Here is a 23308-nt window from a genome sequence, read left to right on the forward strand (position 1 = left end):
CTAGTCCTTCCGCTCCCGAGCGCGCTTGCTCAGCCGCCATTCCGGCGGGAATTTGCTGTCGTTGTCCTTGACCGCGTTATTGATTCCGCGATTCATGGCCTGGTCGAACATCATGTCGTCGGTATCGGGCGCCGCGAAGCCGCCGACCGTCTCGAAGAGTCCGCTGATCATGCTGCCCAGATATTCGCCCTGGTACTGCTTCATGAACTCGAAGAAGGACTTCTGCATGAACACGGTGTCCGTGGGCCGGTTGCTGGCACAGGCCTGTGCGTACTTGTCCACTTCCGCTTCCAGCTGGTCCCTCGGGACGACACTGTTGAGGAAGTTGCACTGGTACATTTCCGCGGCGGTGAACGCCCGCCCGGTGAACACCATCTCCTGGAATTTACGCAGACCCATGGTCTGTGCCCACCACCACATGCGCGGCGCCCACCCGACATAGCGGAAGGCCGGATGGCCGAACAGCGCGTCGTCGGAGGAGATCACCAGATCGGCGTCGGCGGCCTGGTAGAAGTGCCACCCGTAGCAGTAGCCCTTCACCTCCAGGATGCTGATCTTCTTGAAATCCTGGAGACTGCGAATACCGGAGTTCGAGTTGGCATACCACGAGCTGAGCGTCGCGCCGTGCCGGAACGAATTCTGCGGCGGATAGGTGACTTCGTCCGCGCCGATACGGAATTCGGCGAGCTTGGGCCCCTGATCGGGGTTGGTGTGCGCCGCCATGAACTCCGGCAAATCGGCACCGGTGCCGAGATCATCGCCCTCGCCACGGATTACGAGTACCTTCACGTCGTCGTCGACACTGGCGCGGTGCAACAGATCGGCATAGCGCACCCGAGCGGCGATGGTCGGCGCATTGAGGTGGTCGGGCCGATTGAACGTGATCGTCGCGATCTTGGTCTTGGGATCCTTCTCGTAGAGGATGATTTCCTCCGCGGAAGGCGCGGGCTCACTCATTCGCCGCTCCGATCGCGATGCCCGCGTTGCTGTTCCACGACGGACCGGAGGTCAGCACCTCGGGGCCATCGGCGGTGATCAGCACCATCTCCCGCCCGAAGACCGCACCGATACCCTGCTCCCAGACATAACCGGTTACGGCGAGCACCATCCCGGGTTCCAGATACTCCGCGGCAGCGGTTGCTGGAAGTTGCGGCGATACCACGGGTGCGTCGAACCCCAGCCCCAGCGCATGTGCCACCGGCAGCGGCGGCAGCGGTTCGCCCGCGGCTTCGTAAGCACTCAGGAATTCGCTGGCGAGTCGACCCGGCCGACAAGCACCGAGCAGGCGCGACCAGAGCTGATCCCACCGCTCGTAGAGCGCGGTTGTGCCGTCTTTCGGCGCCCACGTCGGCCAGGTCCGGCCGATCTGGGCGATGTAACCATTTCCGATGACTCCCGCGGAGAACGCAACCAGGTCACCGGCCTGCGCACGCCGATCACCCGGCGCACGCCGCCACGGGTGATCCGCTGCGGTCACCCATGCGGCGTCCTGAGTGGCCGGGGTACTCATGCCCCCGGCCGCCATAGCCTGCAGCATGACTCCGGTCAGGGTCTTCTCGGTGACCCCGGGCCGCAGTTCGGCGACCGCCGCCGCCAGGCCCGCTTCCGCGATGCGGATCGAATCCCGAAGCACCACAATTTCTTCGGGAGTCTTGATCCGCCGGGCGGCCCGCATAGCCTGTTCGCCGTCTACCAACTCCGCCTGTGGGAATGCCATCGGCAGGAACTGGGAGAACAGCGGGGACAGGGCATCGGTGCCCACCCGCCTGGCGGTGGCGGCACCGCCGATCTGGCGCAGCACCCCCACGAGGTTGAGCGGATTCCACATGATTCCGTACAGGTTCTCGTGCGGAATGTCCTCGGGAACGCCTTCGTCCCAAGTGCTCAACAGATGAATGTCGCCGGTTTCGCGGACGAGGACGCATCCGGGACCGAACGGCCTGGTCCCCGCGGTCCACAGCTGCGGTGTACCGGTGACATAGCGAATATTGGCCTGCCTGCCCAGTACGAGCAGGTCGAGGTCGTGGGCTTCCATCTGGGCCAGCACGCGCGCCCGTCGCCCGAGACGGAGTGCGCGTTCGTCGGCCAGGATTTCAGTTGCCATAGGGGGCGTAGGTGTAGTCGGTCAACGGAATGAAGCCTTCCTCGGTGATCACGATGATCTCCTCGCTGCGATAGCCCCCGGTGCCGTCCTCCCACACCACCGGTTCCAGCACCACCACCGTGCCCGGTGCGAGGACGAAGTTCTTGTCGAAGTCTTCGCCCAGGTCAGTGCCGATCATGGGCATCTCGGCGGGGCCGACGCCGATGCCGTGCCCCAGATAGAAGTGGGGCAGCCAGGGCTTTTCGCCGCCGTTGGCGTCGATGGCCGCCCTGGCCAGGTCATTCAGCGAGGCTCCTGCGCGAGTCACCGCGAGCACCGCGTCCAAGATCGCCCGCCATCTGGTGAATTGCGCCTGCTGCCGCGGGGTGGGGTCCTGGCCAACGACCCAGGTTCGGCCGAAGTCGGAGCAGTAGCCGCCGTAGCTGATGCTCACGTCGGTCCACAGCACATCGCCGCGTGCCAGCTCCCGTTCGGTTGTCAGCAAGGGCAGCGCGAGATCGTCGTGGACGGTCCAGACGCCTGCTTGCTTGCTTTCCGGCATGACCTGCCAGATGGGGTCGAGGATATTGGCGGTGGCGCCGAGCTCGAACGCCCGCCGCACGAATGCCGCCGAGAGGTCGATCTGGCGGATTCCGGGTGCCAGCGCCGCCTGGACATCGACCATCGCGGTGTCGGTAATCCGGCAGGCAGTGCGAATACAGGCCAGCTCGTCCTGGGTCTTGACCAATTTGGCCGCGCTGAGCACCAGGGCCGCGTCGGTGGGCGGACCGGACCGGAACAATCTCTGCTCCGCGCGCCGCATCGCTCCGGTGGATTGGTCCACGGCCATCCGTGCCCCGCTGGGGACGAGCTCGGCCAGGATCCGCGCGAAATCGGTTACGCCTTCATCGAATTCGAGATAGACCGGGCCGTGAACATAATCCGCGGGCAGCTCGGTTTCGGTGGCCGCGCCCTCACGGAAGGGCAGGAACAGGTGCGGCCACTCGTCATCGACCAGAACCACCGCGACCGGGCACTCGATATGCGACAAACCGGCGTCGCCGAGCGGCCAGCTCGCTCCGGTCGCGTACATGACGGATTGATCTTCGAGCAGAACCAGCGCATCCACGCCCTGCTCCGCCATCGCCGCCCGCAACCGAGCTCCGGTTTCGTGCCGCATGCGGGCGCGATCCGGTTCGTCCGGAATCCGGACCGACGTCCCTACCGCTGTCGGAGAATTAGTCATTCGATACCCAGGAACTTCTTGATATTGCCGCTGACGATTTGTGCTGCCTTTTCCGGGCCGACCGCGTCGATTACCAGCTGCAGCGACTTCTCCGAATAGCCGAAAGTGCTTTCGTTGTGCGGATAGTCCGTGGACCACATCACGTTGTCCACGCCGATCTGGTCGATCAACTGCAAGCCGAGCGGATCCACCATGAACGCTGCGCTCATGTGCTTGTTCCAGTAGTAGCGGACGTCGTGCTTCAGTTTTGGCTCGCACATATGCAGGTAGGACGCGTACAGATGTTCGCCGTCCTGCAGTGCCGAGGGAACCCAGGAAATCCCGCCCTCGAACCAGCCGATCCGAAGTTTCGGATGCCGGTCCAGAATGCCGGAGAAGATGTACCTGGAAAACATCTCCCGGAAGGAGTCGACATTGACCATCATCCCGACCACGAGGGTATTGAACTCGCAAGGAGCCTTGAGCCCGGTCTCCCCGATGTGATGGGAAATGGGCACGCCCGACGCTTCGATCTCGTCCCACACCGGGTCCATCGCCGTACTGGCGTAGTCGATCTGGTTGCCGTCGGCGTCCGTACCCGGGTTGAGCGGCAGCAGGAAAGTCTTGAGCCCCAACGACTTCAGCTCTTCCAGGGTCCGGCGCGTACCGGCCGGATCCCACCAGTTGATCAGCCCCGCGGCATAGAACCGCCCCTTGGAGCGCTCCTGCAGGCCCGCCATGTACTGGTTGTAGATCCGGAACAAGCGCTCGCGCATTTCCTTGTCGGAATGGAAGAACAGCGCCAAGACGGCGTTCGGAAACGCCAGTTCCTTGTAAACGCCGTCTTCGGCAAGCTGCTGAATACGGGCCTCGAGGTTGCCGCTGGCCGCGCCGACGAGGTCGTCGTACTGCATCAGGACGGCACTGAATTCGGGCGGCAAGAACGAATGTCCAGCCGCGCCGACCTGATAGGCACCTTCCTCATACCAGATCCGCGGCGCCTGAGCCTTCAGCTCCTCGGGAAGGTACTGGAAGAAAATATCGTCCGAGAGGGAGATGTGATTATCCGCCGACCACACCTCCGTCCCCGGGGGAAGACCCACGTCGCCCGTGGCGTTACCTTGCCTGTCCTTCGGCGCGCCGTAGCCCTCGGGTGGATACAGCGAGACGTTCTTCGTCGGGCTTGACATCACTTGCCTCCCATGCATTTCTTATCGGAATTGGTCACCATTCGACCGGCAATTCGTAGACCCCATAGGCCAGCCGGTCGTGCTTGAAATCGACCCGGTCGATCGTCGTCGCCAGGCGCAGCGTCGGAATTCGGCGGAACAACGTCTGGAAGACGATCTGCAATTCCGCACGGGCGAGTTGCTGGCCGACGCACTGATGCCGCCCGTGCCCGAATGCCATGTGCTGGTTCGCATTCGCGCGGTCGAAATCCAGCCGGCCCGGCTCCTGGAAGGTGTTGGGGTCCCAGTTCGCCGGGGCGAGGTCGATGATGATGCCCTCGTCGGCGCGGATCACCTCGCCACCGATCTCGATGTCCTCCATGGCGACCCGCCGCTGCCCGGTGTGGATGATGCTGAGGTAACGCAGCAATTCCTCGATGGCATTGGCGAGCACCTTCGGATCGTCGGTGTCACGAACAACCGCCAGCTGTTCGGGATGCTCCAGCAAGGCGAGGGTGCCGAGACCGATCATGTTGCCGGTGGTCTCGTGACCCGCGAAGAGCAGGCCGACGCCCTGCATGGCGGCTTCCCATCGATCGATCTCACCGGCCTTGACCCGTTCCGCCAGATCGGAAATCGCGTCCTCGGCGGGATTCTCGGCCTTGGCATCCACCAGATCGGCCAGGTAATTGATCATCTCGACGACGTTGGCCTGTGTCTCCTCGGCCGTGTTGTTTCGACCGAGTCCGACGTTGCTGCGGTCCTGGAAGAATTCGTGATCCTCGTAGGGCACGCCGAGCAGTTCACTGATGACCAGAGAAGGCACGGGCAATGCCAGCGCCGCCACAAGGTCGGCCGGACGCGGTCCGGCGAGCATGGCATCGATATGCTCGTCGGTGATCTTCTGAATCGCCGACCGCAGTGCCTCGACGCGCTTGAGGGCGAAGGGCTTGGTCAGCATTCTGCGATGTCGGGCATGTTCGTCGAGATCCCGATTGAATACCGATCCCGGACGCACGGTCGACATGGCCCGCATACCTTCGTTCCAGTGCGGAAATCCGGGGCGACGGTCGTCGACGCTGACTCGCGGATCGTAGAACAGGGCTTTCGCTTCGGCGTATCCGGTGATCAACCACGGCGTGCTGCCATCCCAGATCCGCACTCGGCTGAGCGGATTCGCCGCGGCGAGTTCGAGCTCCAGGGGCGGCGGCGCGAAGGGGCAGCGCATCGAGCGCTCCATCGGATACTGGGGCACGGCGGCGTCGGTCGCGGTTCCGCTCGGTGTATCGGACATGGGTCTCCGTCATTCCTCGATATTGATGGCGCGCGCGGGGCAGGCCGCAGCTGCCTGATGGACGTCGTCGGCCCGGTCCGGCGCCGGATGTTCGTTCAGCAATACGACGACGCCGTCCTCGTCGCGTTGGTCGAATACGTCGCCCGCGTACAGCGCGCACTGACCGTTCGCGAGGCATTTGTCTTGGTCGACAATCACTTTCATCGAACGCCCTTGACCTGGCTTTTCATGCCCGCGACGGTGCCACCGTCGACCGGCAGGAGCGTGCCCGTCACATACGCCGACCGGTCGCTGCCGAAATACAGTGCGGCCTCGGCGACATCGCGGGCTTCGCCGTCTCGCCGCAGCGGTTTGGTATTTCGCATGATCTCGCGGGCGGCGCCGACAAATCTTTCGGCTTCCTCCGCACTCATGTTCGCGACGGCCGAGGCGAGCAGGGATGTCGGAATGTTTCCGGGTGCGATGCAATTGATTCGGATATCGGCGGCGGCGAATTCCATCGCGGCCGATTTGGTGAAATGTATTACCGCCGCTTTGGATGCGCGATAAGACATCACGCTGGCGCCCGCCTGAATACCGCCGATCGAAGAGACATTGATGATCGAGCCGCCCCCGTTGGCAACCATATGGCGTGCCGCTTCCCGCGTTCCCGCCATCACACCGAGCAGGTTGACACCGAGGACCTGATGGAAATCGGCGAGATCGTCGTCGAGGAATCCGGCATGCATCGCACCGGAAATGCCCGCGTTGTTGACCATGATGTCGAGACCGCCGAATCGCTCGACGGCGGTGGCGACCAGCTGGGCGACCTGCTCGGGATCCGCGACATCGGTCTTGGTGAAGATGACGTCCGCGCCGAGGCGTTCGGCCAGTTGTTCACCGCCATCCGAATCCCGGTCGGCGATGACGACCCGGGCGCCTTCGGCCGCGAACAGCTCGACAACGGCCGCGCCGATTCCAGCCGCGCCGCCGGTAACGATGGCGACTTTGCCAGCTAATTCATTCACCACAGCGTGTATGCCTTTCATCGACGGCCGAATGAGCATCGGCGAGCTGCTGCCGCCCGATACTCGGCGTGTGATACGAAAAATCTTGGACAACAACGGATCCCATGCAGACTGGTCGAGTTTCACCAGGCGCTGCGCTCATGGCCGATGCTATTGACCGCACGAATTTCGCGGGTCGCCGTCTCACTCAGTAGAAAACCGAGTTACCGACCCGTATCGCGGCGATCAACAGCTGGCCGGAGCGCCGCCCTGCAACTTCAGCAGACCGCAGAAGGTCGCCGCGGCGACCTTCCACTTCCCGTCGACGCTGATGGCCTTGCCCGCCTGATTCGGCAGGGCCGGGTTGCCGTTGATCAGGACGGTGTAGGTGACCGAGGCATGCGTGCTGTCGTCGAGTTTCACATTGGACACCGTTGCCGTGGAACCGGCGGCCATCGGACTGCTCGCCTGCGCCGCGAGCGTCGGGGCGAAGGTCGAACCATTCTCCACGAGACCGGCTTTCGTGTCGGCGGGGGTCTTCCCGTCGAAGAATGCGACGAAGACGTCGGTGATTTCCTTGACCGCCGGGTCGTTCGAATCGGCCTGCGCGGACGTGGCCTGCGCCGCCGCGGCGCTCGTCGCCGTCGTGGTGGTGCTGGCGGAGTCGTCATTCGAGCTGGAACAACCGATAACAGTCGCCGAAACCACTGCCATGGCCCCGGCGGTGGCCAGTACACGGCGAACGAACAGATGGGTCATAGTGCGTCCTTGTGAAGGGGGTGTGTTGGGAGACACATGAAAGCCCTCGATGACGCATCGCATATCCGTTGTTCCGCTCAGCGGGCAAAGCGCGCTCGTAGCTCATCGGCGCGACACCGCTGAGGGCGACAACCACTACCGCCGCGCCCCGGTCTCGACCGCATCACCAAAGGTCGCCGCACGGATATGCACGAATTTCCGGTGAGTAGGACGAATGCGCGGACGACGGATGCGAGCTCATATCGTCCGCCGCCAAGAGCCACCTCATGTGACTCCCATCTCATCGTTTCTCCCCCTGGAGCGTTCTATGTCCGCTACCACCACTCCTCCACCGGATGAAGTCGACGTCGCCGTCGACACCGGTCGGCTCGAGAACGCCTCGCGACTTCGCATCTACGCGGTGCTCGCGCTCATCGTGCTGATGACCGAAGTCGTCCCCGTTCAGTACACGATGATCACCCCGGCACTGCACGATATGAGCGCCACCTTCCCCGACGTCGGGGCCAACATCAACTGGGTGGTCATCTTGATCGGCCTGGTCGGTGCCTCCGCGACACCGCTGCTGGGCAAGATGAGCGACATCTGGGGCAAGAAGCGGCTGTTCGTGGCGTGCGGCGTGCTGTTCGTCGTCGGCTCGTTGATCGATGCGGTCACCGACAACTGGACGCTGTTCCTGATCGGACGTGGTCTGCAGGCGTTCGCCGTCGCCAGCCAGTTCATTGCCTTCGGCCTGATCCGGGATCTGATGCCGCGGCGGTTCGTGGCGACCGCGCTCGGCTTCGTCGGCGCCGGGATCGGTATTGCCGCTGCGATAGCGCCGGTGATCGGCGGTGTGATGCTCGACCACTTCTCCTGGCGGTCGCTGTTCTGGGGTCTGGGCGGTTTCACCGCCGTGATGACGCTGCTCGTCATGCTCGTAGTCCCGGAATCGAAGCTGCGGGTACGCGATCGGATCGATCCCTTCGGCGCGGTGCTGCTGTCCGCCGGTACGCTGCTGGTTCTGCTCTACCTGGACAACGGCCAAAGCTGGGGTTGGGGCCGCGCAACCAGCATCGCCTGGCTGGTTGGCGGACTGCTGCTGCTGGCACTTTTCTTCGTGGTGGAAACCCGGGTGAGCCGCCCGATGGTCGACCTGCGGCTGTTGTTGAACCCCAAGGTCAGCATGGTGCTGCTGATGTCCTTCTTCGGTGTCGGCATCATCGCGATACAGCCGCTGACGCTGGCGTACATGACCCAGACCCCGAATGCCGACGGGCTGCGCGACCAGGTCGCACAGGGTGTCGTGGCCAAAGCCCATGAGATGACCGGAGCCACGCTCCCGGTCGACATGGTGAAGGTGGTCCTCGATCCCAGCTACAGCTACGGCAACGGCTTCACCATGTTGCAGTACGCGCTGCACGTCGGACTCTGGGCCGGGCTCGTCGCCGTCATCGCCGGCCCACTCGGCGGCTGGCTGGCGCACCGATACGGCGCCCGCATTCCGGCGATCTTGGGCTTCGCCGTCAACGTGGTCGCGGGGGTTGGCTACCTCCTGGTCGACTACAGCTGGGCCACCTATTCGGTGTTCTACGCGCTGTCCGGGATCGGGTTCGGCTTCTTCTACGCCGCCGTGGCCAATCTCGTCGTCGACGCGGTACCGCAGGAACAGCAAGGCATCAGTACCGGCATGCTCGGTGTCACCATCAACCTCGGCACGTCGGTCTCCCTCGCGGTTGTCACTGCCTTGCTCAACAACAATCCGATCAAGGCGAGCATCGACGTCATGGGCAACCACGTCGTCCAGCCGATACCGCAGGTGTTCGGCGACAGCGGCTACACCCAGACTTTCTGGCTAGCACTGGGCACCGCTGTGATCGCACTGGTCCTGGCGGTGATGCTGCGGCATGGCCGAGCAGCGGCGCGTGGCGGCGCCGACCACGCCGAATAACCCACTCCCGCAACACCCGATCCCCCGCCGACGGCCGTCACCCATCGAGCCCACGTCCGGTCGGCGGGCCAGACCTCCCGCGGATGTCGTCAACTCCCTGCACTCACCGACATCCGCGGGAGGTCCCCCGAACCCCCGCGCGCGCGAAATCCACTGCCGCGGGCCGGTATTCCTCCTCTCAACGTCCCGCCGGATTCGCCGCCGGGAGTTCCCCCGACACCCCGCGCGCGAAATCCACTGCCGCGCGGGCCGGTATTCCTTGCTCTCAACATCCCCGCGGGGATCCGATCCGATCACCGCGATCAGGAGGTCGATCAAACATGTCCGCATTCACGCGCCGGTCGTTTCTCGGTGGCGCCGCCGGTGCCGCAGTCGCATTGGCGGGTACGGGAATTGCCGCCGGCGGCAGCGGTATCGCGACAAATATGAGGAGTGTCCCGCTCGTCCGCGAAGACCATCGGGTCATCGTGATCGGGACGGGATTCGGCGGCGGCGTCACCGCGCTGCGCCTAGCCCAGGCCGGAGTTCCGGTCTTGATGCTGGAGCGCGGATTACGCTGGCCGACAGGCCCGAACACGGAGACGTTCCCGCATGCCACGTCGCCGGATAAGCGCATTCTCTGGTACGAGTCCGCGCCGGAGCTGTTCGGTAAGCCGGTGGCGTTCGACCCCTACGCCGGACTGCTCGAGACGGTGTCAGGTGACAATATGACGGCGCTGTGCGCGGCCGGTGTCGGCGGCGGATCGCTTGTGTACCAAGGCATGTCGCTGCAGCCATCGCAGGCTGCATTCGCCACGCAGTTCCCGGACGGCTTGGATTGGCCGACAATGAACCGGGTCCACTATCCGCGCGTCGCGCAGATGTTGCAGCTCGCGGTCGCCCCGGACGAACTGATCGCCAGTCCGAACTATCAGGCCGTCCGGGTCTTCGAACAGCATGTACGCAAGGCCGGTTTGCCGGTGTCGAAGATTCCGATGCCGATCGACTGGAATTACGCGCTCGCCGAACTCCGTGGCGAGATGAAGCCCTCCTATACCAACGGTGACGGTGCGCTCGGCGTGAACAACGGCGGAAAACACTCCGTCGACGTCACCTATATCGCCGCGGCGGAGTCCACCGGCCGGGTGCAGGTCGAAATACTCCACCACGTCACCGCGGTCGAACGCGCCAGGGACGGACGGTGGACCGTCTACGTCGACCGGACCGACTCCTCCGGCACGGTGCTGGAGAACAAGATCCTCACCGCGGGCACACTGGTCATGGCCGCCGGAAGCCTCAACACCACCAGACTGCTGGTGCGAGCCAAGGCTAAGGGAACCATCCCGGATCTGCCGGACGGACTCGGCAGCGGTTGGGGCACCAACGCCGACCGCATCTACACCTGGACCTGCCTGGACAGCGATCTCGGCTACCCGCAGGGCGGACCGGTCGTCTACGGCAGCCTGAACTGGGACGATCCCACGAAAGCCGCCACGGTCATCCAGGCATCGATCCCGCCTGCGGGCATTGATGCGCGAACCACCATGCTCGTCGGCTACGGCGTCAGCAATGCCCGCGGACGCTTCGTCTACGACTCGGGCAAGGACGAGGCCGTGCTGCGTTGGCCCAAGGACGGGGACGCGGTGATCCAGAACGGCACCATCGGTCCGCTGGTGCAGAAGATCGCCGGCCCGGCAAGCGTTCTCGGCGATACGAACCTGGCGGCCCCGTCCACCTGGCACCCGCTCGGTGGTGCGAATATGGGCCCGGTCTGCGATCTGGAAGGCCGCGTGCACGGGCAGCGCGGACTCTATGTGCTCGACGGTGCGCTGATCCCGGGCAACAGCGCTGCCTGCAACCCATCGATGACCATCGCCGCCGTCGCCGAACGCGCACTCGACCACATCGTGGCGCAAGACGTCGGTTCCATCATCTGACCACCCTTCGGCGGGGTCACCCCTGAGCGGGCGACCCCGCCGATTCACTAGTGGACGCGCCCGTTGCGCACTGACGAGAGCGCGTCGAAAGCTTCATCGAGCAACTGCGCCAGATCGAGTTCGCCATCGGACGCCGACCAGCGCTCGACAGCGATATTCAGGCAACTCGTCGCAGCGGCGACCTTGATCTCCACCGCGATGGGGACGGGTCCCGACACGCCCGCCCGCTCGGCCAGCGCAGCGGTGAGGGCGGGTCGCCAACTGTGCTGTTTTTCCAACTGCCGCCCGGACAACTCCGGGGTATCGAAGATGAGTCGCGTCATGGCGAGCGCGGCAACCGGGTCCTCCAGATAGAACTCGGTGACCCCGGCCAATGCCCGGCGCAGCGCCGTCCAGTCGTCCTCTTCGGCGGGCCGGGCACGTAGCGCGTCCGCGAACCGGTCGGCGTGTGCGTCGAAGGCGCTCAGCACCGCTTCCTCCTTGCTGCCGAAATATCGCAGGAGAGTGCTGCGGGATACCCCGGCAGCTGCGGCCATGTCATCCACGGTGACGTTGTGGAACCCCCGCTCACGGGTCAGTTCATAGGCGACCTGTGCGAGGTCGGCTCGCACTGCGGCGCGGGCGATCAGTCTCGTGCGCTTGGTTCCGCTCATGGGCATGACGCTACCCTTTGCAATTTCGTGACATAACTGAATCTTTCGCGCTAGTCTGACACTCAGTCTCACTAATGAGGCAAAGTTCCTAATCGCGCCCGGTGCGCGGAACTGTCAAGAAAGCAAGGTGTCAACGTGTCGGATTTCTTCGTCGTATCGGGCGATACGCACATCATCGAGCCGGTCGACCTGTTCAAAACCCGGCTGCCCAAACATCTTCGGGACCGCGCCCTCTGGGAGGAGGAGTTCACCCTCGACGAACCGATCGTGGCGGGCGGGCACACCGAGTTCAAGAAACTGCACACCGTCGGGTTCGACGGCTGGACCATCTCCAAGTACCGCCAGCTCGGCGGGCGAACACCGGACGGCGAGCCGGAGAACATCATCCGGGATATGGATCTCGATGGCGTCGACGCCTCGGTGATGTTCCCAAACCTGTCGCTGTTCGTCCTGTTCACCGATGACCACGAGTTGTCGATGGCGCACGCGCGGGCGTGGAACGACTATCTCGTCGAACGGTATCTCCCGTACAAGGACCGGATGCGCCCGACGGCGGCGATCCCGCTCACCAACGTTCCAGATGCGGTTGCCGAGATCGAGCGATGTGCGCGCATGGGGTTGGGCGCCCTGCTACTGCCGGAGATCCCGCCGCTGCCCTACTGGTCACGGGAGTACGACCCGGTGTGGGCGGCCGCGCAGGCGCACGGCTTGCCGGTGTTCTTCCACGTCGCCACCGGCGGGGTGATGGTCAAGGAGTCGGTGTCGGAAACGGCGACCACCGTCAAGGGCCTGATGACGGCCATGAATATGGGCAAGGGACAGCTCACCGACGATATGGTCGCGGGCCGGACCATGGGCGGTGGTAATACCGCATCGGCCAGCCCGCAGGCCATCATCGCATCCCTCATCGGTGGCGGTGTCTGTGAACGATTCCCGAACCTGCACTTCAACCTGACCGAGTTCGGGGCCGGTTGGCTGGTCTCGTTCATGGGCATGATGGACAAGTCCTGGCGGACCGGCATCGGCCAGGACGCCGACTGGTGGCTCGGGTTCTGGGACGACACCCGTCCGCCGAACGACCAGCCGACCATGGGACGACTGTTCGCCATCAACGGGAAATGGCCCTACCCGCTCGCGCCCAGCGAATACCTCCAACGTCAGATCCATGTGCAGTTCGCCGACGACCCGGTGGCCGTCAAGGCCCGCCACATCACCGGAATGTCGACCGTCATCTGGGGCAACGACTATCCACACGCGGAAGGCACCTTCCGCAGTAGCAAGGAATGCATCGACTTCAACTTCGACGGGGTCCCCGACGACGAGCGGGCGATCATCCTCGGCGGCACTCTGGCCGATGTCGTGGGCTTCGACAAGAGCGTGAAGAAGGCCCCGGTCGACGTCGCCTGACTGGTCAGCGCCCCCGCCACTGCGGTGGGCGCTTTTCCAGGAATGCGGCAACACCTTCTTTCAAGTCTTCGCTGCGCATTACCCGCGCTACGGCTTCGGCGGCATCATCGTCACCTGGAACGGGCCGGCCATCTCCCTGGGCATCGAATTCCTGTGCTATGAGGCGGTTTCCGTCATCGAAGCGGCGTGATCCGACGGAGGCCAAGGCAACTGGGTCCCTTTTTCGAATACCTCAGGCCGCGGTGGCGTCACCGAGATAGCCGCGCAGCAGTTCGTCACCGGCTTCGTCGGCGGCACCCGACCAGGCGATCCGGCCGCGCTGCAGGATGATGCAGTGGTCGGCGAAAGCCAGTGCGCGACTGGCGAACTGCTCGATCATGATCACCGCGACACCGGCTGCCCTGGCCCGCTGCAGGCTCTCGAAGACCACATCGACCATCTTCGGCGCCAGACCGAGCGACATCTCGTCGGCGATCACCAACCGCGGTTCGACCATCAGCGCCCTGGCCAGCGACAGCATCTGCTGTTCGCCGCCGGACAGGGTCCCCGCGGCCTGACGCTGCCGTTGCCGCAGCACGGGAAAGATCTCGAAGGCATGATCGATGGCCACGGCCCTGCGCCGCCGGTCGGCCGCGGTGGCCATGCGCAGATTCTCCAGCACGGTCAGGGTCGGGAATACGCCGCGCCCTTCGGGCAGATGCACGAGGCCCGCGCGCCGGATCCGGTCCGGTGTCGCACCGGTGATATCGCGGCCGTCTAGCTCGACGGTTCCGCCCGCCGGTGCAACGAGCCCGGAAAGAGCCCTGGCCAGGGTGCTTTTTCCGGAACCGTTGGGACCGAGCACGGCGAGGGCGCTGTTCGGGTGCACGTCCAAGGTCACGCCCTGCAGTGCGCGCGCGGCGCCGTAGCGAACACTCAGATCGCGGACGGCGAGCAGGGAAGACGTTGTGGTCATGCCGAGGTCCTTTCCTCGTCGGGGCCCTCGCCCAGATATGCCGCGCGCACGGCCGGATCCGCGCGGACCTCGGCTGGGGTGCCTTCGCTGATCTTGACGCCGAAATCGAGCACATGGACGACATCGCTGAGCCCGAGCACCAGATCGACATCGTGCTCGACCAGCAGCAGCGATACACCGTGATCGGCGACGACACGAGTGAATGTGCCTGCGAGCTCATCGGTTTCGCGGGCGTCGAGCCCGGACGACGGCTCGTCGAGCAGTAGCACATACGGATCTACGGCCAGCGCCCTGGCGATCTCGACGAGCCGACTGGTGCCCAGCGGCAGTCCGGCCACCGGCAGATCGGCGTGCCCGGTCAGCTGCAGTGCGGCGAGGATCTCGCCGACCCGCCGGTCCTCGTCGGCGGGGGCTCGGCGGAAACCGCCCGCCGTCACGAGGTCGGTCCACATCCGGCTGCGGGCGTGCCGGAGCCGGTAGCCGAGCACCACGTGTTCGCGGACGGTCAGTCCGGGAAACAGTTCCGGATGCTGGAAGGTGCGGGCGAGGCCGCGTCGGGCGCGCGACTGCGCACTCGCCTTGGTGACATCGTGACCGCCCATCAGGACCGAACCGGAGCTCGGTTTCAACAGTCCGGACAGCACCGCGAACAAGGTGCTCTTACCCGCGCCGTTGGGGCCGACGAGACCGACGATGGAGGCAGGTGGGACCCGCAGGTCGACCTCATCGAGGGCGACGAGTCCGCCGAAGCGGACGGTCACGCCCTTGGCCTCGATTCGCGCTGGGGTGCTATCGGTGGTCGCGGTCATGCCCGCACCTCGCTGACGCTCGGTTCCGGCATGACCGCGTTGGCGGCTGTGTTGAATGATCGCTCGCTTCGCTCGCTCATGCCCGCACCTCGCTGACGCTCGGTTCCGGCATGACCGCGTTGGCGGCTGTGTTGAATGATCGCTCGCTTCGCTCGCTCATGCCAGCTCTCCCGGGGTCAGTTGTGGTTCCTCGACACGCACGTTCGCAGCCGCTGTCGTGTCGGAATCTGTTGTTGCCTTTCCCATCTCAGAACTCGTGACAGGCCGTCGGTGCTGCCACCACCGGATGACATCGTCGAGCTGGCGCGCGTGCATGGCGACGATCCCGTCCGGATTGCGGGCGAGCATGATCGCACCGAAACCGAACATAATGACCGGAATCTCGGCCCAGCTCGTCGGCAGGTAGGTCTGGAATACGCTGGGCAGCACGGCGAAAGCCACTCCCGCGACCAGTGCGCCCACGATCGACCGCGAGCCCAGGGTGACCAGGACGGCCAGCCACACCAGGCCGGTGAACGCATTGAACGAATCGGGCAGTGCCGACTGGTAATTCAGCGCGAGGAAGCCGCCACCGATCGCGGCGACGAAGGTGGCCAGCGCCGATACCAGCACCTTGACCGGAAGAATGCTCAAGCCCAGTGTGCGCGAACCGGGCTCGCTCCACCGGACCGCGGTCACCGCGAGTCCCGCGGTCGAACGCCGCAGATTGACCACGAGCAGACCCAGCCCGACGAACACCACCAGCGCGAGCAGCGCGAATGTCGCGTTGTCCGTGGCCCATTCGGGACGCGGCATATAGATGCCCTGGCCGGAGTTGTAGAACCGATCCCGCATGAAGATCAGGTTCTGGGCGAGCAGGCCGAAGGTCAGCGTGACCAGGGCGACGTAAAGGTTGCCCAAACGGATCGTGAGCAATCCGAGGATCACACCGATCGGCACGATGCACAGCGCGCTGACCAGAACCGCCACCAGCGGCGACCATCCGGAGTTCGTGGTCAGATCGGCGGCGAAGATCGCGCCCAGTCCGGCGAAGGTGATCTGACACAGCCAGATCATGCCGCCCTCACCGGTGACCAGCGTGAAGGACAGCAGCGCGATCGCGAGCGCGATACCCGCACCGACCAGACCGGCCCAGAAGTCCTCGAGTACCAGGGGCAGTACCGCAACGATGATCAACGTGATCACGGCTGCGACCAGTGCGGCTGTCGGTCGGGTCCGCCCGGTGCGTGATCCGACCGAGGCGCTGGGTGCTCCGGCATTCGCCGTGCGGATCGCGCGATCGAGCGCGCCGCCCGCCGTGGTATCGCCCGCCTGTCCACGCACCGCGTAGTACAGCAGGAAGACCAGCATGAACATGAACGGGATGCTGGGCACGATCTGCGCCGAGAACGGACTCTGCGGGTCGAGGTAGCGCTGGATGACATTGGTGACCACACCCATTGCGAGCGCGACCGAGACCGCCATGGGCAGACTGCGCAGCCGCGCCGCGACCACCGCCGCGAAGGCGGCCGACATCAGGGAGGTCATGCCCTCGACCGTCAGTCCCGAGGTCGGGGCGATCAGCACACCCGCAAGTCCGGCCAACAGTGCACTGAATGCCCACACGCCGAGCGACACCCGCGTCGGGCTGACACCGGACATAGCGGTCAGTGCCTCGGAGTCGACCAAGGCCCGAACACGTAGGCCGATATCGGTATACCGCAGCAGCCCCGTGCCGACGAGTAGCACCACCGCCAGCCCGGTATAGGTGATCACCTGGTTCATATCGACGACCGCACCGAACACGTGGAATATCCGCAGCGGCTGGGGCGCCAGACCCGGTGCCGTGGTGTTCACCAGATGCCCCAATACGAGGTTGACCAGCGGCGGCAAAGCGACGGATAGGCCGATCGTCGCGACGATCTTGACCAGTGGCGAACGCAGTCGCAGATAGCGAAACAGCAACGCGTAGAGCGCGATACCGAGACCCGGGCCGAACAGCCCGATCGCGACCACGGCCGCGATCGGCATCGACCACCCGTGCTCGACGTGCAGGAAGAAGTAGAAGCGGGCGACGGCGAAGGCCATGGCGCCGAAGGCGAAGTTGAAAACGCCCGAGGAAACGTAGGTGACGACCAGCGATGCCGCGGCGATTGCGTAAATCGCTCCGAGGGCTAGGCCGGCGAGAACGTAGGAGAGCAACGGTGGGGCCCCTAAAAGTTCGACGCTCTGGAGGTACGGGTAAGAGTGCGCTAATAGGGGGGCACCGTCAAGTATTTTGTCCGGATTCTCGCCGAAAATCGGATACAGAGGGTACTGAATATGCTCCACTGTAGCCCTCACAGCCGTCCGGCACCCGTAGCTGGACCGGCGATAGCTAGAGGAGTGCAGATGCGCAGAGTCGGTGCGATCGCAGCGTGGTTATGCGCCGCAATGTTTGTTGTTCCCGCGTGCGGCAGCGGCGGCTCCGGTGGAGCGGGCAATACGAGCGGGCCGGTCAAGGTGGGGGTGCTGACCTCGCTCAGCGGTGCCGCGACCGCCAACTACGCAGGTACCGAACCCGGGGTGAAAGCCCGCTTCGCCGCCTACCAGGCCGCGAACGGAAAGTGCGCCGCGCGTGGCTTCGACGTCGTTGTGGGTGATGACCAGTCCACACCGCAGGGCGCGTTGACCGCGGCACAGAAGTTGGTGCAACAGGATCACGTCTACGCGGTGCTGCCGGTGAGCACGTACTTCTACGGCGCGGGGCAGTACGCGGGCACCCAGGCGAGCAAGACGCCGTTCCTCGGCGCCGGGTTCGACGGCGGTGACCAGTGGTTCAACCCGAAGTACGACAACCTCTTCGCCGCGACGGCGGGTACCGACTACAACAAGACCGCGACGACCCTCGGTGACTACTGGAAGAAGATCGGCGGCACCAAGGTCGCCGTGCTCTCCTACAACACCCCCAGTGCCACGAAGTCGGCGGAAGGCGCGGCGCTGTCGGCCGAGCACGCCGGGCTCGCCCGCGGTTATGTCAACATCCGCATTCCGTTCGGTACCACCGATGTCGGCCCCTATGTCCTCGGCATCAAGGAATCCGGTGCCGATGTGCTGTACGCACCGGTCATTCCGGATACCGGATTCGCGCTCATGACCGGTCTGCGACAAGCCGGGGTCGAGATGAAGTCCGTGCTGCTGGCCACCGGCTACGGGGCCGATCTGCTGAAGTCGCCGCCAGCGATCGCGGCGGGCCAGGGCGTCGGTTTCATGACCTCCTTCGCACCGACGGAGATGAATACCGAAGCGACTCGGGCATTTTCGGCGGCACTGAAGCAATACGCGGGCTCGGAGACCGGTATCCCGTCCTTCTCGATGGCGGTCGGCTGGGTCAGCGCGGACCTGCTGATCGAGGGGCTCGAGAAGGCTGGATGCAATGCCAGCCAGGAGCAGTTGATGTCCGCGCTGCGCACCGATAAGACCTGGACCGCCGGTGGATTGTTCCCGAAGCCTGCCGATTTCGAGAACCGGGGTTCCTACTCGGTCGGCTCCCCGGGCAACTGCACCTTCGTCTCGATCCTGCGCGGCGACAAGTTCGTCCCGGACACCAATGGCGCTCCGGCCTGCGGCGAGCAGATTCCGGACCTGAAGGTCGTGCCGAAGTAGACGTCCCTCCACATCGAAGTCCGAGGGATCCGAAAGAAAAGAGAAACAGAGGATGAGGAAGATCGCAGCAGCCGGTGTGTTACTGGCATCCGCGCTCGCCGTTACCGCACCCCCCGGGGCCGCCACACCACAGGCCGACGACCGTGGTGTGAACTACACGGCGAATGCCACCGAAAGATCGACGATCATCACGACCGATGCCGGTTCGATGGCTGTGGAAGACGGGGTATTCAAGATCGAAGCAGCCGATGGGACCACCCTCGCCGGTGCCGAATTGGCTTTCCGGGTAGACGATTTCGTCTTTCCCATCGCTGCGGAGATCACGGATCGTACCGCGACGTTGACACCGCAGTTCGACCGGGAACACGCGGTGTACAAACCGGTCGCGCTGCCCTTCGAGGACCAAGCCCCCTGGAAGACTCAGTACGACCGGGAACAGGCCGCATTCGGCCGAATGATGGGCACCATCACGATGGGAGCGACAATCGGCAGCACGGTCGGCGGCATCGCCGGCGGGGCCATCGGCTGTGTGCTCGGCGGCATCGCCGGTGCCACTGTCGCCTCGGCGACGATCGTCGGATTGTTCGGTGCGTTCATTCCTGCCGCGGCCATCGGCTGTGTCGGCGGGATCTTGGCCATCGGTGCGCTGGGCACCCTGGCCGGGCAAATCCTGGTGACCGCCCCGATCGCGATCATGGCGGCCATGCAGTACTTCACCACGATCAACTCGCCGATGCCCGCACCGGCGAAGTGACCGAAATGGAAAGACCTGTCAACAAATAGACAGGAACCCCCGCATCCCGACAGCGAGCACTCTGGCCGCCACAACCAGAGTGCTCGCTCGCGAAGCACCCCACTGGCTCACGAGAATGTAGTGGTGGCGGCAAACGCCGAGAACGCCACTCAACCAGTACATTCTCGGTCGTTGTTTCGCGTGCCCTGGGCACGGGTTCGGGAGGTGAAGCGGCGGGCTACGTCTATGACGTCTGAGCGCCAGCGGAGTTTGGCGCGCGACTCGAGGGCGAGGGCATGGGCCAGGCTGGTGCCTTCTCCGTCGGCGAGTAGTTCGAGTGTTCCCGCGACGGCGTCCGGATGGGCGAGACGGATCAGATCCGCGAGTTCCCGAGCCCGGTCGAGCAGCCGATCATGTGGGAGGACCTCGTTCACCAGCCCCGCCGTCAGCGCCCGGGTCGCATCGATCCGCTCCCCCGTGAGCATCATCTGACGCGCCAGCCGCACACCGACGGCCCGCGGTAGCAGTGCGCTCATTCCCCAGCCCGGCGGCAATCCGATCGCGGCATGGGTGTCGGCGAAACTCGCGTGTTCCGAGGCGATGAGGAATGAACATGACAGCGCCAATTCCAGTGCGCCCGTAAAGCACAACCCGTTGATCACCCCGAGTACCGGCGTACGGGCCGCGCGCACGACCGCCGCCGGGTCGGTGCGTGCGCCGCGCGGTGATCCTGCGCCGTTGCCCAGCGCCTCCTTCAGATCGATCCCCGCCGAGAATGCCGGATCGGTGCCGGTGAGTACCACCAATCGGGTCGCCGCATCGGCATCTGCGGCACGCATCGCCGTGATCAGCCCCCGCCGCATGGTGATCGTCATCGCGTTGCGCACTCGCGGCCGGTCCAGGGTCAGCCACAGCACGCCGTCCCCCCAGCGACAGTCCAGCCCTTCGACATTCAGCGCATCGGCGCCCAGCCCACTGGCGTCCCCCCGACCAGGGGCCAGCCCGACCGGCATCCAACCCACCGGCATCCAACCGACCAGCGTTCAGCTCACCGGCATCCAGCCCACTGGCGTCTCGCCGACCAGGGGCCAGCCCACTGGCATCCGACCGACCCGGATCAAACCCACCAGCATCCAACCGACCGGCATCCAGCCCTCCGACATCCGGCCCACCAGCGTCCAGCCCACCAGCACCTAGCCGACTGGCGTCCGACCCACCGGCATCCAACCCACTAGCACCGGCATTCGGCGCTTCAACACCTACGCCTTCGACAGTCAGACTGTCAGCGTCCGACCCTGCGGCACCCAGTCCTTCGTCCCGCCTCTCGATCACGGGCGTTCAGACCGTCAGTACCAGTGCCGAACCCATGCCGCCGCCCGCGCACATGGCCGCGACCGCCGTGCCGCCGCCGCGGCGGCGCAACTCGTGGGCCAGGGTCACCACCATTCGGGTGCCGGTGGTCGCGATGGGGTGACCGAGGCTGCAACCACTGCCGAACGGGTTGACCCGCTCGGGATCCAGGCCCAACTCGCGTACGGCGGCCACCGTCACCGACGCGAAGGCCTCGTTGATCTCGAACAGATCGACATCGCCGATGCCGATTCCGGCCCGGTCCAATGCCTTTCGGATCGCATCGATCGGCGCGAGGCCGGTGCGTACCGGATCGACGCCGATGCTGGCCCACGACCGCACCGTGGCCAGCGGTGCGAGCCCGTGTTCGGCGGCCAGTTCGGAACTGGCGACGACCACCGCGGCCGCGCCGTCGTTCAATCCGCTGGAGTTACCGGCGGTGATGGAGAAACCCTCGATCTCCGGATGCAGCGGCTTCAGCGCCGCGAGTTTCGCCATGCTGGAACCGCGGCGCGGATGTTCATCGACGTCGAAGACCGACACCCCGCCGTCCCGATCGGTGACCTTGACCGGGACGATCTCGTCGAGAAACCGGCCTGCATCGATCGCCGCGACGGCCCGCTCGTGCGACCCGAGAGCCCAGGCGTCCATCTCCTCCCGGGACACTCCGGCCAGCCGCGCCGTATTCCAACCGACGAGCATCGCCATATCGTTGCTCGGCGCCTCGGGCGTCGACACGTGCGACGGCGAGCTCCACGGGTCCTGCCAGTCGTCGGTACCGGGAATCCGCCGCCGCGAAACGGGAGCGGTCGAGAACGACTGGGTCCCACCGGCGATCACCGCACGATCCATCCCGGCCAGCACGCTCCCGGCGCCGGTCGCGATACTGGCCAATCCGGAAGCGCAATGCCGGTTGTGCGCCAAGCCGGGAACGTGCGTGAGCCCGGCCTCGATCGCGGCATACCTGGCGATATCGCCGCCACCGGCCACGGATTCGCCGAGCACGACGTCATCGATCAGCTCCGGCGGCAGGCCGCTGCGTTGCGCCGCCTCCCGGACGACAACGGTGGCGAGATCGAAGGCGCTGGTATCGCGCAGGGTGCCCTTGCGGGCGGTGCCGATGGCGGTACGGCAGGCGGAGAGCAAAACGGCGTCAGTCATATAATTCGTTGTACTCTATTACTGCGCCGCCTGAAAGATCCGAGGCGAAAAGCGTGGTGAATCTCGACTCGAGATGTAAAAAAGGATACCTTCGCAATGACGTTTATGTCTTCGGCATCGGGTGGTGACTGATGAACTTCGAGCTCAGCGACGAGCAGACGATGTTGTGCGCTGCCTCGCGCGACCTACTGTCGGACCGGGCGCCGATCGAGACGTTACGGAACTGGATGGAACGCGACGAAGACGTCGACCCGCAGCTGTGGCGGCTCACCGCCGAGCTCGGTTGGCCCGGCCTGGCTCTACCCGAGGAGTACGGCGGTGCTGGCCAGGGCCTGGTCGAGCTGACACTCGTCGCCGAGGAGATCGGGCGCGGGCTCGGGCGCGGCCCGTTCATATCGACCGCCGTCGTCGGTGCCGCGATCGCCGCCGCGGGTTCACCCGCATTGCGAGCCGAGGCGCTGCCCGCACTTGCCGAGGGATCCGGTTGGGCCACTTGGGCTTTCGCGGAACCTCGGGCACCGTGGACTCTGGACGGGGTACACGCCGAAGCCCGGGGCGACGGGGATGGGTTCATTCTCGACGGAGTCAAGACCGCGGTGCAGGATGCGGGCGGCGCCCGCTGGCTGCTGGTCACCGCGCGGCACGAGGGCCTCCCGACATCATTCCTCGTCGACCGGGACAGTCCCGGGGTCACCCTGCGGCGCCAGCAGGTGCTGGATCTGACGCGCGCGTTCTACGAAGTCCGGCTCGAGCAGGTGCGCGTTCCGGCCGAGCGTCGCCTCGAGGTCGGGCCCACCGAGGTGCAATGGCTGCTCGACTACGCCTCGGTACTGCGATGCGCCGATGCCCTCGGGGCGATGGCGCGCATGCTGGAACTCACCGTCGAATATACCGAGGCCCGCGTGCAATTCGGGCGTCCGATCGGCACCTTCCAGGCCGTCAAGCACGCGTGCGCCGATATGGCGATGTTCGTGCACGGCGCTCGCGCGGCCACCTACTACGCGGCGATGGCCGCCGAAGCCGATGACGCCGTGCGCGCGGCATGTGTAGCCGCCTCCTATACCTCCTCCGCTGCCGGGGAGGTCACGGCCCGCGCCCTGCAATTACACGGTGGCATCGGGTTCACCTGGGAGCACGACCTGCATCTCTACCTGCGTCGAGCCGAGACCGACGCCGTCCTCTACGGCGGCGTCACCGTCCATCGGGACCGGCTGTGCACTCTGCTGCAAGAGTCGCCCGCATCCGTCTGAGCGAGAA

20 protein-coding genes are annotated in these 23308 nt (G+C 65.2%); 6 read left to right on the forward strand and 14 right to left on the reverse strand.

The window, feature by feature from the left end; translation table 11 throughout:
- The 8 genes from AB0J47_RS09545 to AB0J47_RS09580 all read right to left on the reverse strand — a co-directional run bounded on the left by AB0J47_RS09545 (nucleotide 1) and on the right by AB0J47_RS09580 (nucleotide 7516).
- A complete protein-coding gene (locus AB0J47_RS09545; protein ID WP_364342606.1) occupies nucleotides 1-957 on the reverse strand; it encodes an enoyl-CoA hydratase/isomerase family protein in 957 nt (318 codons plus the stop codon).
- A complete protein-coding gene (locus AB0J47_RS09550) occupies nucleotides 950-2104 on the reverse strand; it encodes a M24 family metallopeptidase (protein ID WP_364342609.1) in 1155 nt (384 codons plus the stop codon). Before AB0J47_RS09550 ends, AB0J47_RS09545 begins: the two co-directional genes overlap by 8 nt.
- The gene (locus AB0J47_RS09555; protein WP_364342612.1) at nucleotides 2094-3329 is read right to left on the reverse strand and encodes a Xaa-Pro peptidase family protein; all 1236 of its coding nucleotides are present in this window, start codon (nucleotides 3327-3329) and stop codon (nucleotides 2094-2096) included. The genes AB0J47_RS09550 and AB0J47_RS09555 overlap by 11 nt, the downstream gene beginning before the upstream one ends.
- Complete coding sequence (locus AB0J47_RS09560) at nucleotides 3326-4498, reverse strand: amidohydrolase family protein (RefSeq protein ID WP_327100537.1); 1173 nt, start codon at nucleotides 4496-4498, stop codon at nucleotides 3326-3328. The genes AB0J47_RS09555 and AB0J47_RS09560 overlap by 4 nt, the downstream gene beginning before the upstream one ends.
- 34 nt (nucleotides 4499-4532) lie before the next feature.
- Nucleotides 4533-5771, reverse strand: coding sequence for a cytochrome P450 (locus AB0J47_RS09565; protein ID WP_364342616.1), 1239 nt, complete (start codon nucleotides 5769-5771; stop codon nucleotides 4533-4535).
- Between the two features lie 9 nt (nucleotides 5772-5780).
- Entirely contained in the window at nucleotides 5781-5975 is a 195-nt protein-coding gene (locus AB0J47_RS09570; protein ID WP_364342619.1) for a ferredoxin, read from the reverse strand.
- Entirely contained in the window at nucleotides 5972-6781 is an 810-nt protein-coding gene (locus AB0J47_RS09575; RefSeq protein ID WP_364342622.1) for an SDR family oxidoreductase, read from the reverse strand. The genes AB0J47_RS09570 and AB0J47_RS09575 overlap by 4 nt, the downstream gene beginning before the upstream one ends.
- Before the next feature lie 222 nt (nucleotides 6782-7003).
- The gene (locus AB0J47_RS09580; protein ID WP_364342625.1) at nucleotides 7004-7516 is read right to left on the reverse strand and encodes a hypothetical protein; all 513 of its coding nucleotides are present in this window, start codon (nucleotides 7514-7516) and stop codon (nucleotides 7004-7006) included.
- Nucleotides 7517-7823: 307 nt separating this feature from the next.
- Between AB0J47_RS09580 and AB0J47_RS09585 the strand changes: the two genes are divergently transcribed.
- Together AB0J47_RS09585 and AB0J47_RS09590 are read left to right on the forward strand one after the other, a co-directional pair.
- Nucleotides 7824-9443, forward strand: coding sequence for an MFS transporter (locus tag AB0J47_RS09585; RefSeq protein WP_364342628.1), 1620 nt, complete (start codon nucleotides 7824-7826; stop codon nucleotides 9441-9443).
- A 320-nt stretch (nucleotides 9444-9763) separates the two neighbouring features.
- Complete coding sequence (locus AB0J47_RS09590) at nucleotides 9764-11359, forward strand: GMC oxidoreductase (protein WP_364342631.1); 1596 nt, start codon at nucleotides 9764-9766, stop codon at nucleotides 11357-11359.
- Nucleotides 11360-11406: 47 nt separating this feature from the next.
- On the opposite strand, the gene AB0J47_RS09595 is transcribed toward AB0J47_RS09590, so the two are convergent.
- Nucleotides 11407-12012, reverse strand: coding sequence for a TetR family transcriptional regulator (locus AB0J47_RS09595; RefSeq protein WP_364342634.1), 606 nt, complete (start codon nucleotides 12010-12012; stop codon nucleotides 11407-11409).
- A gap of 135 nt (nucleotides 12013-12147) precedes the next feature.
- Between AB0J47_RS09595 and AB0J47_RS09600 the strand changes: the two genes are divergently transcribed.
- On the forward strand, nucleotides 12148-13419 hold the full coding sequence (locus tag AB0J47_RS09600) for an amidohydrolase family protein (protein ID WP_364342637.1): 1272 nt from the start codon (nucleotides 12148-12150) through the stop codon (nucleotides 13417-13419).
- A gap of 232 nt (nucleotides 13420-13651) precedes the next feature.
- Here AB0J47_RS09600 and AB0J47_RS09605 read toward each other — a convergent pair whose 3' ends face one another.
- From AB0J47_RS09605 to AB0J47_RS09615, 3 genes are all read right to left on the reverse strand, one after another.
- The gene (locus AB0J47_RS09605) at nucleotides 13652-14374 is read right to left on the reverse strand and encodes an ABC transporter ATP-binding protein (protein WP_364342640.1); all 723 of its coding nucleotides are present in this window, start codon (nucleotides 14372-14374) and stop codon (nucleotides 13652-13654) included.
- A complete protein-coding gene (locus AB0J47_RS09610; RefSeq protein WP_364342643.1) occupies nucleotides 14371-15183 on the reverse strand; it encodes an ABC transporter ATP-binding protein in 813 nt (270 codons plus the stop codon). The genes AB0J47_RS09605 and AB0J47_RS09610 overlap by 4 nt, the downstream gene beginning before the upstream one ends.
- A gap of 156 nt (nucleotides 15184-15339) precedes the next feature.
- Nucleotides 15340-17364, reverse strand: a complete 2025-nt coding sequence (locus AB0J47_RS09615; RefSeq protein WP_364342646.1) for an ABC transporter permease — start codon at nucleotides 17362-17364, stop codon at nucleotides 15340-15342.
- 231 nt (nucleotides 17365-17595) lie between these two features.
- Here AB0J47_RS09615 and AB0J47_RS09620 point away from each other — a divergent pair, with 231 nt between their 5' ends.
- A complete protein-coding gene (locus AB0J47_RS09620) occupies nucleotides 17596-18807 on the forward strand; it encodes an ABC transporter substrate-binding protein (protein WP_364342649.1) in 1212 nt (403 codons plus the stop codon).
- A 52-nt stretch (nucleotides 18808-18859) separates the two neighbouring features.
- Complete coding sequence (locus AB0J47_RS09625) at nucleotides 18860-19561, forward strand: hypothetical protein (protein ID WP_364342652.1); 702 nt, start codon at nucleotides 18860-18862, stop codon at nucleotides 19559-19561.
- Nucleotides 19562-19710: 149 nt separating this feature from the next.
- On the opposite strand, the gene AB0J47_RS09630 is transcribed toward AB0J47_RS09625, so the two are convergent.
- Together AB0J47_RS09630 and AB0J47_RS09635 are read right to left on the reverse strand one after the other, a co-directional pair.
- Nucleotides 19711-20553 (reverse strand): enoyl-CoA hydratase-related protein, encoded by an 843-nt coding sequence (locus AB0J47_RS09630; RefSeq protein ID WP_364342655.1) that lies wholly within the window; start codon nucleotides 20551-20553, stop codon nucleotides 19711-19713.
- 325 nt (nucleotides 20554-20878) lie between these two features.
- Nucleotides 20879-22051 carry a thiolase family protein gene (locus AB0J47_RS09635; protein ID WP_364342658.1) on the reverse strand — a complete coding sequence of 391 codons (1173 nt, stop codon included), beginning with the start codon at nucleotides 22049-22051 and terminating at the stop codon, nucleotides 20879-20881.
- Nucleotides 22052-22182: 131 nt separating this feature from the next.
- Between AB0J47_RS09635 and AB0J47_RS09640 the strand changes: the two genes are divergently transcribed.
- A complete protein-coding gene (locus tag AB0J47_RS09640) occupies nucleotides 22183-23301 on the forward strand; it encodes an acyl-CoA dehydrogenase family protein (protein WP_364342661.1) in 1119 nt (372 codons plus the stop codon).
- Nucleotides 23302-23308 lie beyond the last annotated feature (7 nt).

This window comes from Nocardia sp. NPDC049737, assembly GCF_040674755.1.
In the GTDB taxonomy this organism is placed as follows: Bacteria; Actinomycetota; Actinomycetes; order Mycobacteriales; family Mycobacteriaceae; genus Nocardia.